Origin of the sequence: Pseudomonas sp. EA_65y_Pfl2_P78 (assembly GCF_963970495.1) — a bacterium.
Lineage (GTDB): Bacteria > Pseudomonadota > Gammaproteobacteria > Pseudomonadales > Pseudomonadaceae > Aquipseudomonas > Aquipseudomonas baetica_A.
On record NZ_CAXAON010000009.1, the window covers coordinates 74,206 to 88,947 of the forward strand.

Here is a 14,742-nt window from a genome sequence, read left to right on the forward strand (position 1 = left end):
AAGTCAGTGCGTATAAACAAGGCCGCGAACCTTCCGGGTTCGCGGCCTTGTGCGTTTATTGGTTTGAAATGCCCCGGCGCAGTTGTTGCCGAATTATGCCGTTGTCGACGCTGAATGTTGTTCAATGTTTCGTTTGACATTACTTGCGTTTCTTCACTTTTGAGTGCTCCGTGTTTACGCCTTAGTTTTGTCCGACTTTTGAATAGTTGATTCAAGGATGAGAGCGATGAAAAAGAATACGGATGACTACAGGTTCATATCGGCTGAAGATTATTCAGCACTTCAAATGGCATTGAGCGAGTTTGCCGGTTCCGCCGAATACACGGCACTGGCCACGTACTATCAATTGTTCAATCAAACGCACAATGAAGCCGAACAATGGCTGTCGCTGAAACTTTTCCAAGAGTCGCTGACAACATTGCTGGACCGCAAGAAGACACCCGTGCCTGTGGAGATCAATCGGATTAAAAACTGGCTGAGTCAGTCGGAGGCGAGGCTGTCGGCGACGGTGGACATGCTTCATGGCGTCGCCCGGCCAGTGCCGAAGATCATGCACTTCGTCTGGGTTGGTGGCAGTGAAGTCGGTGACATCCAGCGTGATTACATGAACATCTGGCGCGCAGTACTGGAGCCTGAGGGGTATCGGTTCAATCTCTGGTTCGACAGTGATGCATTGTTGGCGTTTGAGATGAACCGGGTGATTCTCGACAGTGCAAGAGCGCATGCCATGGAGGCGGGAGGCGACAAGGTCACCCACCCCAACTACCTGGCACGGATGATCGAGGATCGCGCACGGGTGTTGAAACACCAGATGTTCGAGTATCTCGAACAACCGCAATGGCGCGGTCAAGCGGACGCGGCACGCATTGACCTGATGGTCCGCGCTTACGGCAAGGACCGTGCAACCCTCGACGCCTTTCGCCAGCGCTGCCTTGAGACGCATCTGGCAATGGCCGGCCAGGATCTGCAGTTGCGTGACGTCAGGCATGAGTTCGCCGACCACTTTTTACAGGATGTCTACCAGCGAGAAGTCGCCCTGCGTGGCAATTTTGCCGCGGCCAGTGATGTTGTGCGGTTGCAGGCCGAGTATTTGGAGGGTGGTCGTTACAGCGATATGGATTACTTGCCACCGCTGGCCGATAAGTTGGGTGGGGTGGATATCAGTGGTTTCGATGATGTACAGCGGTTGGGTGTCTTGCAGTTGTTACTCAATCACAACGAGGCACTGATGCCGGGACGGGATCGCGCACGTTATGCGGATAAAACCGACAAAATTCCTGCCAGTCACAAGGCGTCGCTGCTCGCTTTCGCGCGCGGCAAGCCGGATGCCCGTGACATATTTGTTCCATCTGCCGATGCGCGAGTGCCCGAGAATGGATTTCGCATGGGCATTCAATTCGACCGACAAATGAATGCGCACTTCCTGGCACATCCTCGTAGTGGTATGACCCTGTCGATCATGCAGTTGATTCGCTTCAATTATGACGCTTTGCAAACCGTTGAACGCAGGGCTGCCGAGGCGGGTATCAACTGGTCGGAAATCGACAAGTTGTCGGGTCTGATTGAAAACGTCATGAACGAAAAAAGAGCAGAAGGAAAGCTCACGCCATCAGTCGAAGATTTTCTGAGTCATTTGGCTCAGTCCATTTTAAGTTACTACCAGGACGGTATTCGCATCGACGCTCGCGGCACAATAAACCTGACGGGCCCCGGTGCCGCCAACATAGGTTTGCGGGGATATATCGAAACTCATCTTCAAACCGACTACGTCGGCATCATGAACAGACTGGCGCTGAGTGAAGGCTATAACTTCAATACCGAAGAGGAAACGATCTCCGGCTGGACCGTCAATGCCCAGCCTGAAGAGTGGTTGGCGAAAGAGCAGGAAAAATGGCAAACCGGCAAACTCAAATCACGTTATGCCGGCAATCTGGCAGAGTTGCTGAATCAGCAGACCCTGACGTTCAAACAAGGCTGGCCGGTGATTGAAGGCAAGCCGGTGCTGTTGACCTCGGTATTGCAACAACTGATGGATGAGTTGGGCGAACCGTTCAATCGTGCAATGAAGGACAAGTTGAGTGGTGACATCACCTTCAACAAAAACGTTTCCATCGGATTCGACGCACGCCAGGAAATCCTCGCGCAGCCTAACAGTGACTTACCCGTTTCTCATGGGGCGCAGTCCACCACAAACTTGAACGAGCTGTTCTCCCATGTTGCTCACGGTTCACTGACGCTTGAGCAGTTGAGCCCGCTGCAGCGGGTCATGCTGGGCGGTATTTTCGGTGCCATGCACCTGGATGCCAACGGGTTTGCCGGCGCATGGCAAGAGGTGCTGACTATCGCTCGCGAAACCTCTGAAGGGGGAGTGTTTGCCCGTTTCAATGCCATTGAAAAAGCCTTGCGCCAGCGTCCGTCACCGGCATTTCAGGCAGGCCTTGCGCGCGGTGGCGTATCCGGCAAACACACGGCGCGCGAACTCAAAGTGCTCGCGCTCAACGAACCGCTGACTCTGAGTCAATGGGGCGAGCGCCTCGGGCAAATCAACAACACCGCGCAACGTCACTATCACCTGCGCATCCTCAATCGCGGTGCCCAGGTTCGTGAGGCATTTGTCAAGGCAGGCGCCGTTTCTTCCCGGCAGGTGCCGCAAGACCTGCTGATGCAGACAACCGGTGACCCCGGCCGCAGGTGTTATCCGCTGGCACTGTTGATGGCGGCGGCACTGCCTCGTGGCGAGTCAGCGGAGCGGGCGTTGATCGGCAGGGTGGCCAATGCCAGCCAGACCCCTGAAGACGCAGACGCCCGGACCTTGCAGCAGGCGCTGGATGAATTGCATGACTTGCCTCTGAGTGATGTCGGCAAACCGTTGGGCAGCCAAAGCCTGGAACACATCGCACAGGCGCTTGAGGCGAAAACGGCGCCCGTCGTCATGCTGCTCGATACCGGTAATCACGCCCTGCTGGTGGCGAAAACCAGAGTGGGTGATCAGAGCGTCTATCGTTTTTATGAGCCGAACTTTGCGATCTATGGGTTTGCAGGTGTACAGGAACTGAAGCACGGCGTGGCGCATTACCTGAGTGCCGAGAACGGCGCCTTGGCCAGGTTGTACGGTCTGGGTGACGGCGTTCATCCGCAATTCAACGTCATCGAGTTGAATACCGCGGCGATTGCGCAAAAGGTTGCGTCGGTGAATCTGCTGCTGGACGGCTTTGTGCAAAACTCCGCCGTTGTTGACACGCAAACCGCCACGGTGTGGGACAAACAAGCCATCGCGCGTACACGCTCGTTAAACGACAACAGCCGGATGGGGGCCAGTCTGGCGCAACTCGATGCTCGGTACTGGGCAGGTGAGCTTGAACAGGCCACTCATGCCTTGCGCACTGAACACAAAGTGGGGCGCGAGTATTTACCCCTGCTGGAAACGGTTCGGGAAGATTCCGATAGCCGTTACAGCGTGACGCTGGTGGATGCGCGCAACCCGCAAAAGACCTTGAATATCACCACCCTCGATTCGCGGCTAAGCAACGTCAAAAAACATGTGCAGCGTCTGGTGAAAAGCCTGGCAGGCGCTGACCGCGCATCGGGTGAAGCCGATGGCGGCAGTCGTTTGAGTTTTGCCTTTGCGATCCAGACGCTGATCACCGAAATGCGTCATCGCGACTATCAGGCCGACCACGGTCAGGTCCCGGCATTGTCGATAGCCCTGCAGGTGCAGGTGTATGTCAGTTACGCCCAGTTGGGGTATGGCGTGTTGAGCGATTCGCTACAGACAATCCGCCTGGTGCGTCAGGTGGCGGCCAGTGAGCAGAGTCTGGCGCTACGCCAATCGTCATTGTCCGGACGGCTTCTGGGGCGTGCAGCCACAGGCGTCGGGACTGTTTTTTCCGTGGCCAATATCGGCTTCGACATTTACGGCCTGGCGGTTGCCACCCACCAGGAGCAGCGCTCGCGGCTGGCCACGCAACTGGTGTTCGATGCGTCAGCCCTGGGGCTGGATATCGTCGCACTGGCCGCGGGTGGAACCGTCGGCGCTGCCGCCGCTATTGTGTCAGTGCCGTTGCTCGGTGTTGGCATCGGTGTATCGGCCATCGCCAGTAACCTGGGGCAGATCAGCGACAAGGCCCGGGCCGTGGGTGCCCATTTGCGCAAGATTCAGAATGCTTACGGAACGGCCGGTTACACGCGCAAGGGCCGTGTGCTGCGCTTCGAACCGGAGGCGGTCGTCACGCGCTTGGATCTGCAAAATAGCCAGGTTTATTTTGACAGCCAGAAGTTCTACCCCATGGATCGCGCAGGGTTGGAGTTACCGCAGTACAACGATGATCCGAAGCGAATTCATCAAGCCATCGATATCCGTCAGTCGCTGGGACTGCCCGGGCGAATCGATCTGGTCAGGGTCGTGCCCGACGATATCCAGACGGTCGTGCTGCCGTGTACGCCGACCTGTTATTACGGTTACGAATACCAACTCGGAACGCCGGGTTTTGCCTACACGCCAATGCCCGGAGAATGGCACGAACCACGGGCCAGCAGCGAGGTCCCGACATCCTTCGCCTCGTACGTTGTGCCTGGCCTGGCATTGCTGGATTACGCCAGCGGTAGCATTGAAACCTGGTACCCGGATTTGCGTAACAGCGCAGTAGAAAAGCTGGAGTACGACGAGCATGGTCATCAGCGTTTCTATTTCACGGTCAACACACCGTTTCCGCACATTCTCTACAAACTGCACCCGGTCTATAAGCCGACGACGATCGAGGTGCAACTGGACGAGCATGTGCGTCAGTTGGTGGTGCCGGAGCTGCCGGCGGAGTGGAAAAATCTGGTTTCCTATGAAATCACCGCTCAAACCGGGCTCTACCATTTCTGGCTCACACCAGGGATTGTCGCCGTGACGCTCCCGCAAGGGCGCGCTCAATGGGTGGTTCGCGCGCCTTGGGCCAGCCTCGAACGCGTGACCTTCGACGATCCCCAACTGAAGGTCGACGGCATTGTGCTCAATGCCTTCGACGGGTTTATTGAGCTGGCCGGGGGCGAGTTATTCCGGATCGACTGGAATGACCTCAGATTGCATCTGGTCTCGATCACGCTTGATGCCAGCCGCAGCATGGCGCAGGTTCTGGCACATCTGCGTAAACGGGTAAACGAGCAGCGATGGGTGACCGGGTATGTGCCTCTTTACGCGTTCAAGGTGCCTTTCACTCCGGGTGAGCGATCGGTGTTCACCACCGCTTTCTATGATGTGCTGCGGGATCGAATGTTGTATGCCCGCAATCTGCCGGTTGTTGTCAGGGAGGGGATCGTGCTCGGTGGTGCCAGCGTCGACCATGCCTGGTTCTACCACCCTGATCACGCGACGGTGTGGTGTGTCGATGCGGTCACCGGCACAGTCGTTCACCGTTTTCGTTTGATGAACCCGGCGAGTGGCTCGAAGATCATCGGCTGCCTACAGGATGACGACGGTACGCTGCGGGTATCGCAACGCATGCTTGAGCAGACGGAGGTCGAGGTCACGTTGCATTACCGGATCGCGGATTGGAACGTGGTGCTGACGGGGATCAAGACTTCGTCTCTTGCGCGCGACTATGTCAACAAGCCAGGCGCCGTGTACTGGGCTTCCCTTATCAATCACTTCGCGACGCCACGTCCTTTCAGGGATGAAACACCGGGCATGATGGCCGGGACAAGCACCTGGCAATCCGCCTTGTTCGTTCACGCCCGGGCCTACATTCTTGAAGGTCTGCACGATCAGGCCTGGCTTGGCGAGGGTGGCACCGGCAAGTACTTTCGCGCCGAACTGGGCAGTGACCGGGACATGGTAATGCTGATGCCGCATGAGCCTGATGACTTCGCGATGCTCTTTTACAGCAAGCAAAGCCGGCTGATCAGCCGAGGCGTGGCGCCTGGAGTGGCGGGTGGTTTTTATCGAAACGAAGTGCTTGAGCGTGACGTCATCGCGGTCACGCAGGCTGGTAAACGCTACATCGCCACCAAGGCCGATGGCCGGCTATTGGAGATCGATAAACACGGTGCTCTTGAGTTTGTCGGCCTCGGCCAGCAATGGCTGAAAAGGCACCCGGACTGGCTGACCGCGCTACCTGCGCTGGCCGAATCGTACAAAGGCGCACCTTTCCCGATCATCGGGTTAAGCAACGTGTCCGGCAGTGGCTTCGTGGCTGTGTGGTGCATTGACGGGCAGGGAGTGCTGGTCGACAACGCCGATGGCAAGGAGCTGGAACTGCTGGGGCTGACGCCTGACAAACAGGCCGTCTGGCTGCTGGATGTTTCTGTGGGGCAGCTTTACCGGCAGGCGTTGGTCACGTTCGAGACGTTGCGCCAGGCTTTTGCCGATGGCACGCGGCTGGTGTCTGCCGAGCAACTGCCGTTGGTACAAAAAGTCTGGCCGCAATGGGCGTTCGTCCAGGTGCTCAAACATGGGCAGGGTCTGTTGGGGCGCACCCGCGAAGGTATCAATCTGGAACTGCTCGACCAGCAGCCTGCTCGCATCGTCAGTGTCGAGAATCAGTGGTCGCAGGTTCAGGGGCAGACGCCTGCACAGTTGCAGGCGCGTTTGAAGGCGCTGCTGGATGGGCAATCCCACGCCTCGGTACTGCAAGTCGAGCAGTCTGCGGATCGCTATCAGTATTACGTGCCGGAACTGGATCGCCTGTTCGCTGTTACAGGACGGGCCGACGGGCAGTGGGCGGTGTTTCTCGGTACTCGCCAGGCGTCGATACCGATGCTGTTTGACCCGATTGACGGCCTGATCTTCAGCCCTGACGCTGCCGATCGTTCGTGGGGGCCCGGTAACTATGCGCATCGTGAGGAGGACGTCCTGTCGCTCGAGTTGAGCGGTGAGATCGCGCAGGTTATGGAGCTGTTACCCGACGGCGTCGACACGTTGATTCTGGCTTTCGGTTCGCAGGTGTCGAGCTATCGGGTGTCGGAACAGGCGTGGCAGCGGTTGAGCTGCATCGTGGTCGATAGTCGGCGTTCTTCAGGAGATCAAATGCCAAGCGCTTGCACACTGGTTCTGGACATGGCCGCCAGCGAGCGGCTGATGATGTCGCTGGTCGATGGGCAACTGGTGTTCACCGATCCGGACAATGCTCACAGCCTGATTGTGCGAGACGTGAAATCCGATGAGGGTGAGCCGGGTGTGCCAGTGCAGATAAGTGTCCGGATCGATGGTCAGCACCACATGCATGGGGTCGAACATTGGCTGAAAGCCTTGTCGCAAGCCAGAGTCGATCAAGGGGTTGCGACCCTTGAAAAGGTCATTCAAAAGATCGTCTGAAACATCGAGCCAGACTAAAAATAAAAGGTCGTGAACAAACAGTTCGCGACCTTTTTAATTTTGATGCCGGGCAGGAATGGGCCCACTGGCGGGCTCGGCGTTCGCTGGGTAGACGTTGTCGATAACCCTGCTCAGTGCACCAGATACCCTTTAACGCCGGTAAAGATAATCTGCGCTGCCAGTGCGCAAACAAACAATCCCATCAAGCGACTGACGATCTGCAAACCCTGATCGCCGAGAATCCGTTCGATACGGTTGGACAGATAAAGCACCACGCCAACGGTAAAACTGGCCAGCGCAATACTCATGATCGCCGTGAGTTTATCGTCCCAGTGCGGCTGGCTGACGCCCATCACCAACAAGGCACCGATGGTGCCGGGGCCGACAGTCAATGGAATGGTCAGGGGGACGATAGTCACATCCTGCTGCACATTGTCGGCCTGCACTGCGGGTTTGCCCTGTGCCATGCCCAGTGCCGAAATGAACAGCACGCTGCCGGCGCCGATGCGGAACGCATCCACAGTAATGCCGAACACATCGAAAATCACCCGTCCGAACAAGTACAGCAGAACGCTGGAGACCAGCGTGGCGACGGCCACTTTCCAGGCCAGGCGGCGTTGCTCCTTGCGCGAATAGCCACGGGTCAGGCTGATGAAACAGGACAGCACGAAGAACGGGCTGTAGAGAACCAGCATTTTCAGGTAAACGCTGAATAACACGTGGAGCATGGTCTTGGCTCGCAGCAGTAGAGTGTAGGGAGAAGTCTATCAGTCGTTCAAGGACTTGTGGGTATTGTCTTTTAGAGTGTTATGCATAGTTGTTTGTTTGTTTGTTTGTTTGCTTGTTAGTTGCTGTTTTTTTGTTTTGGTAATTGGTGTTACATGTTTAAGTTTGTGCGTTCTTGGTGGGTTGGTTATTGTTGTTTTCACAAGTTCATGAGGGCTTGTTTAAATGATGATAAGGAATTCGTTATGAGTAACCAAGTAATGCAACAAGGGTTTATTGCTAGCTGCTTAAAAGATATTCAGCAGTATGAGGTCGATCAAGTGCCTGCTATTCATAGTCGCAGTTTTACCTCGGGTATTACCGCAGGGGATGCTGTTGAAGTGCCGGGTAAAGGCTCTATCGTGGGTGAAGGTATCTTGTCCTTTACGGGTAACCTCAGTGAGGTAAATCGAACCGATGCGCAAAATGCCTTTCTTTTCGCCAGCCTGGCGGCGAACAAAAAGTATCCTCAGGAAGATCAAGGCCAGGATTGGTATCTTCATTTCCGTAAGGCCATGACCTCCACGGGCTGGACGCCTACCAGTATCTACTACAGTGATCTTGAAGTCGGCGGCACCAGTGTCCGCATGGACAAACTGGTGTTGGAGATTCTGGGCTCTGTGCTCGCGGGTGTCGCAGTGCCCGGTCCGACCAGCGCATTGATGCTGAAAGTGGCAACTGATGCCGTTGCGGCCCTCAGCAAACGTGAGACGGCGTTAACGCTGTATGAACGAAACCTTCTGAATAACGGCGTAGGTGGTATCTCCACCGGTGCCTGTACCGAAGTAAACGGCGTACCCAAAATGGCTGTCGGTGCCGTTCGTTTTCTGCGCAGGAACACATCGGACAAAGTGTTGTTTGTCGATGTGGATATTCGCAACGTAAAAATGTACCGCGGCGAAACAGTATTTGAAAAGAATAATGATGTCGCCAACGCAACGCGCGAGTATATCCGCAATGCATTGGGTCTGAATGCGCTTACTAAAATCGAAGAGTTCGAGATTTAATAAGTAACGCAGGGCAGTCGAATGTCGACTGCCCGTTTTTATATTCAAGGGGATGATATGGTCGACGAATATTTAACGGTGGTTGTTGGTAATTCCATTGTGCTTGTGCCTGAGGCTGATGGTGTGGCGGCTTACGACGATCTGCTCAACTCGACCTTGCTGGCGCAATTGGTGGCTAATAAAAAGGTCGAAAAATCCACCGGGATAAACTGGTATGACGCTTATGTAGGTGTTCTCGATGACTTCTGGTTGCGCCAGAAAAAGACGAAACAGACATGGGAGTTCAGTCTTGACGCCGAAGAACTCGCGCCCGACGTGTTTACTGCCATGTTGACTAACGGTGCTTTGGGTGAAACCCATACAATCGCCACGGTTCTAGCGCGAATTGCAAAGTTGCCGGGCGACGATCCCGCGCTCCAACTGCTGCGCCGTTGCATGCAGGCATCAGTTGAGCCCGAGTCGAGCGCAGAGCCAGCGCCGCTGGCGGATGTACGTTTGCTGGTGATATGCGCGAAATCTCCCACCTCGATCACCAGTGCGTATGTCGAGTTCAAAACTCGACGAGTATTAGGCCCCAATCCATTCCAGCAGCCATACCCCACTTGTGATCTGCAAGGTTTGGTTTACGTGCATCACGCTCGGGCAAATCTTTCCGAAACCCTTTACGGCCCTGCGCGTGATGCGATTGCCTTGAAAGTCAGCGGCAAGGTCGCGGGCAATGTTGCGACGTTGACCCTGCCAACGGAGATTGAATCATGACGGATCAGATGACACCGCAAGCAGCGGTGGTGGGTGGTAGCGTTGTGTCATTTGCCGGTGGCCTGCCCGCGTCACACCGAGATGACATCTGCATGAGCACCGCTTATGCACAAAGGGCTACGCGCGCGGCGTTTGAAGATGGGTTATCGGGGGACTGGTTCGAGTACTACCGCAACGTACTCAAGTTTGTCGGTTGGGATGTGCCGAAGCCACAAACCTTGCCGCCCTTGCAGAACAATCTGATGGCCGGCCAGGGCGCGCAGCGGATCTCAACCCTCATGGGCGAGGCGTTTTCCGAGCCCATGCGTCGTGCGCTGGTGGCGATGGAGCGAAACGCATCGGCGCGAGATGTGTTCGAGTCCACCAGCCTGCACGGCAGTGTCGGTATCTTTCAATTGATCCCCTGCATCATGAGCGGGCCGAACAAGGTGGAGATGGGCATTTATTCTCGACAGTTCAAGATTGAGCGCCAGGTGCCCGGATTCCTGTACTCCGAGGATGAATCACTGGTCTGCGAAAGCGTTGAGCAATTTGCAGCCATCACCTTCAACACACTTCACTACGCCCAGTTTCGGGAAAAGGTCAAAAAGTCGGTGATAACCGGCTCGCTTAAATACCTGAGCAGTCTCCAGATTTGATCGAATCGATGTACAAGGCCACTCAGAAGGTCGATGCCGTCCGGTTTTGCTGGTCACGCTGTGCGACCCAATGTTCGACCAATTCACGCAACTGCGACAGTTCGACAGGCTTGGACATGTGCCCGTCCATCCCGGCCTGGCGCGCGCGTTCCTTGTGCTCTGCAAGGATGTGCGCCGTCAGCGCGACGATTGGCGTGCGGATGCGTTGGTTGCTGACTTCCCAGGCGCGCAATTGCTGCGTCGCGGAGAAACCGTCGAGAATCGGCATTTCGCAATCCATCAATACCAGGTCGTATCGCTGGGCTTTCATCGCTTGCAAGGCTTCTTCGCCGTTGCTGGCGGTGTCCGGTTGCAGGTTGAGCTTGCCGAGCATGCCGCGAATCACTTTGGTCGAAATCGTGTTGTCTTCGGCGACGAGGATGCGGAAGTCGCTCGGCACTTTTGCCGCCGTGGCGGGGGTGACCACTTGCGGCTGGAACACCACCTGGCCTTTGTTGCGCTGGTTGAGTTCGTCCGCCAGGGTTGTCTTGAGGGTGTAGCCCGCCACCGGTTTGGCCAGAATGCGTTTGATCCCCGAGTTGCGCGCAATGATCTTGCTCGGCGCATTGCTGATGCCGGTGAGCATGATCAGCAGGATGTCGTGGTTCAGGCTCGGGTCTTCCTTGATCTTGGCCGCCAGTTGCATGCCGGTCATGCCTGGCATGTTCTGATCAAGTAGCACCACATCGAAGTAATCGCGCAGGTGCGCCTTGGTACGCAGCAGCGCCAGCGCCTCCTTGCCCGATGGCACGGCGCTGACGTTCAAGCCCCAGGCGCTGCATTGCTGCACCAGTACTTTGCGGCAGGTGTCGTTATCGTCGACGACCAGTACCCGTGCACCTTGCAGCGGACTGTCGAGATCGGAGGTGGGGTGTTCGAGACGGTCGGGGTCCAGTGGCAGGGTCAGCCACAAGGTGCTGCCCTGATTGGCGCCGCTCTTGATACCGAATTCGCCTTGCATCAAACGGATCAGTTGGCGTGCGATCACCAGCCCGAGATTACCGCCCAGACGATTGGCCGAAAGGAAGTGCTTGCTGTGCAGTTCGGCGTGCATCAGTGCATCGCGCTCTTCCTGCTCCATTGGCGCGCCGCTGTCTTGTACGGCAATACGCAGGCGTGGCTTGGCGCTGCGCTCGTCGAGAGCGACGACGATCAGCACTTCACCTTCATCGGTTTTCTTCAGGGCGTTTTCCAGCAGGCTCAGCAACGTTTGACGCAGACGGGTCGGGTCACCGCTGATGACCCGTGGCACTTGCGGCTGAATGAAGCTGATCAGTTCGACGTTCTGTTGCTCGGCCTTGGCCCGATAGATGCTCAGGCAATCGTCGATCAGGGCGTTGAGATCGAATTGCACGTCATCGAGTTCGATCTGTCCGGACTCGAGCTTGGAGATGTCGAGGATCTCGTTGATCAACGTCAGCAGTTCGTTACCGGCACTGTGGATGGTCTGCACGTAGTCGCGTTGCTTGACCGATAACGGCGTGCCGAGCAGCAGTTCGGTCATGCCCAGCACGCCATTCATCGGCGTGCGGATCTCGTGGCTGATCTTGGCGAGGAATTCGGCCTTGGCGTTGATCTCGGCATTGCTGGCGGCCAGGTCGCGGCTGATGCTGAAACGACTTTCGGTGATGCTGCGCTGGCGCTCGCCCAAAGCGATGCTCATCAGCAGGCCGCTGATGCAGATGAACGCCATCAGGGTCATGATCAGGCCTTGCGGAGCGACCAGGGTCAGCCCCAGCAGCGCTGGCAGGATAATCAGTGTGCCGATGTTGAACACAACCATTGCTGCGACGAACAGGCGTGCCGGACGATAACCCTTCTGCCAATGGTAGGAGCCGACCAGCAGCATGCTCAGGCCGGCGAGGGCTACCAAGGCGTAGGTGATGATGTTCAGCGGCAGGGTGTTGACGAACAACAGCAGCAGGCTGCAGATCACGATGAACAGAATGTCGCCCAGCAACAGTTTATTCAGCGGGTGCGGGCCGAGCGGAGCGAAGAATCGGTAGGCGAACATCAAACCCGCCGGGGCGGTCAGCAGCAGGGCCAGATAAGCCCCCGGGGTCTGGATCGCGTGCCAGTTCGGCAGCCAGGGGCCTGCGAGGTTAAGCAACAGCAACAGGCTCAGACTGAGCAGAACTTCGCAGACCGCAAGCCACAGACTGCTGCGAGAGCGGGTGTAGGCGTAGCGGATGAGATTGTGCAGGATCAGCATGCCGAGGCAGCCGAACAGCAGGCCGTAGAGCAGCGTCTGGTTGTGGTTGGCCGCGCTCATCACGGCTGATTGCAAGGTGATGTACGGACGCAACTGATGGTCGGAAACCATCCGCAGATAAACGTCGAGGGGCTTGTCGCTCTGGGGCAGCGGCAACAGGAAGTCACTGCTCGGCAGCGGCCGCTCGGACTGGGGCTGGTCGTTGCCGGTGTTGCGTTGCTCGATCAGCTTGTCGCCGTCCAGCACGTACAGATTGAGGTGTGAAAGGTCAGGGGCGAAGATGCGCAGCACTTGTTCGTGCTTGCCGGGCGCCAGTCTGAATCGCAGCCACAACGCGCCATCGGGCTCGGCTGCCGTGAGGCGGTCAAGGTCGATGGGGCTGAATTGATTGGTGTAGCGGGCTGAGCGGATGTCGCTCAGTTGCAGATTGCCCTGATCATCAAGCAATACCGACCAGCCACTGCCTTGTGCGGCCAGGGCCGGGAGCATGCAGAGCAAGGTCAGCAGCGTGACGGTGAAGCTTATGGCAATCCTGAGCCAGCGCACGGCGAAATCCCTTCGTAGGTTGATGCCAGAATATAACGATGCGCGGCGGCGGAACAGCCCGGCGAGGAACGGTATCCCAGGCCGGACTTGATGCACAGCTTATTCCTGGGTTTCGCCACGTTCACGGGCAATGGCGCGGTAGCCAATGTCCTTACGGTAGAAGCAGCCTTCCCAGTCGATGGCCGCCGCCAGCTTGTAGGCTTGCTGCTGAGCTTCGCCGACACTGGCGCCCATGGCAGTGGCGCAGAGTACGCGACCACCGGCCGTCACCACATTGCCATCCTTCAGCGCAGTACCGGCATGGAAGACTTTGCCTTCCAGGCCTGCGGCTGCGTCCAGACCGTTGATCGCTGCACCCTTGGCGTAGTCGCCCGGGTAACCGCCGGCGGCCAGTACAATGCCGACGCTTGGACGTGGGTCCCATTGCGCTTCAACTTTGTCCAGCGCTTGTGCCAGAGCCGCTTCGACCAGCAGTACCAGGCTCGACTGCAGACGCAGCATCACCGGTTGGGTTTCCGGATCACCGAAACGGCAGTTGAACTCGATGACTTTCGGGTTGCCCGCCTTGTCGATCATCAGACCCGCGTAGAGGAAACCGGTGTAGACGTTGCCTTCTTCGGCCATGCCGCGCACGGTCGGCCAGATCACCAGATCCATCACGCGCTGATGCACGTCGGCGGTGACCACCGGGGCAGGGGAGTAAGCCCCCATGCCGCCAGTGTTCGGGCCGCTGTCGCCGTCGCCGACGCGTTTGTGGTCCTGGCTGGTGGCCATGGGCAGTACATTCTTGCCGTCGACCATGACGATGAACGACGCTTCCTCACCGTCGAGGAACTCTTCGATGACCACGCGCGAACCGGCGTCACCGAAGGTATTGCCGGCGAGCATGTCGCGCACGGCGTCTTCCGCTTCAGCCAGTGTCATGGCAACGATCACGCCTTTACCGGCGGCCAGGCCGTCGGCCTTGATCACGATCGGCGCGCCTTTTTCACGCAGATAAGCCAGGGCTGGCTCGATCTCGGTGAAGTTCTGGTAGTCGGCCGTCGGGATCTTGTGGCGCGCCAGGAAATCCTTGGTGAAGGCTTTGGAGCCTTCCAGCTGTGCAGCGCCGGCGGTCGGACCGAAGCAGTCCAGGCCACGGGAGCGGAACAGATCAACCACGCCAGCCACCAGCGGCACTTCCGGGCCGACGATGGTCAGGGAAACGTTTTTCTCGGCGAAGTCGGCAAGCTGCTCAAGGGCCAGCACGTCGATGGCGACGTTCTCGCACTTGGCTTCGATCGCCGTACCGGCGTTGCCCGGCGCGACAAAAACCTTCTGTACGCGCGGATCCTGAGCCACTTTCCAGGCCAGGGCGTGTTCACGGCCACCGCTGCCAATGATCAAAACATTCATTTCTAAAACCTCGGATGACGCTCATTCTGGAGGCAGCAATGAAGCTGCTTTTTTGTGGGAGCGGCGGTGCGACGATTCGACTTG

General features: G+C 57.3%; 7 protein-coding genes. 4 read left to right on the forward strand and 3 right to left on the reverse strand.

All coding sequences use genetic code 11. The features are described from left to right. Positions 1-226 precede the first annotated feature (226 nt). Positions 227-7,297, forward strand: coding sequence for a TcdA/TcdB pore-forming domain-containing protein (locus tag AACY02_RS10295; protein WP_339431837.1), 7,071 nt, complete (start codon positions 227-229; stop codon positions 7,295-7,297). A 131-nt stretch (positions 7,298-7,428) separates the two neighbouring features. Here the strand turns inward: AACY02_RS10295 and AACY02_RS10300 are convergent, their stop codons facing one another. Then, positions 7,429-8,025, reverse strand: a complete 597-nt coding sequence (locus AACY02_RS10300; RefSeq protein ID WP_221732815.1) for a MarC family protein — start codon at positions 8,023-8,025, stop codon at positions 7,429-7,431. 243 nt (positions 8,026-8,268) lie between these two features. Between AACY02_RS10300 and AACY02_RS10305 the strand changes: the two genes are divergently transcribed. From AACY02_RS10305 to AACY02_RS10315, 3 genes are read left to right on the forward strand one after another with little or no spacing between them, the layout of a single operon-like run. Next, a complete protein-coding gene (locus AACY02_RS10305; RefSeq protein WP_339431838.1) occupies positions 8,269-9,069 on the forward strand; it encodes a hypothetical protein in 801 nt (266 codons plus the stop codon). Between the two features lie 21 nt (positions 9,070-9,090). Next, the gene (locus tag AACY02_RS10310) at positions 9,091-9,828 is read left to right on the forward strand and encodes a hypothetical protein (protein ID WP_339431839.1); all 738 of its coding nucleotides are present in this window, start codon (positions 9,091-9,093) and stop codon (positions 9,826-9,828) included. Next, positions 9,825-10,466 (forward strand): hypothetical protein, encoded by a 642-nt coding sequence (locus AACY02_RS10315; RefSeq protein WP_339431840.1) that lies wholly within the window; start codon positions 9,825-9,827, stop codon positions 10,464-10,466. Before AACY02_RS10310 ends, AACY02_RS10315 begins: the two co-directional genes overlap by 4 nt. 22 nt (positions 10,467-10,488) lie before the next feature. Here AACY02_RS10315 and AACY02_RS10320 read toward each other — a convergent pair whose 3' ends face one another. Together AACY02_RS10320 and purD are read right to left on the reverse strand one after the other, a co-directional pair. Then, entirely contained in the window at positions 10,489-13,263 is a 2,775-nt protein-coding gene (locus AACY02_RS10320) for a hybrid sensor histidine kinase/response regulator (protein WP_339431841.1), read from the reverse strand. Positions 13,264-13,362: 99 nt separating this feature from the next. Then, complete coding sequence (purD, locus tag AACY02_RS10325) at positions 13,363-14,658, reverse strand: phosphoribosylamine--glycine ligase (protein ID WP_339431842.1); 1,296 nt, start codon at positions 14,656-14,658, stop codon at positions 13,363-13,365. Positions 14,659-14,742 lie beyond the last annotated feature (84 nt).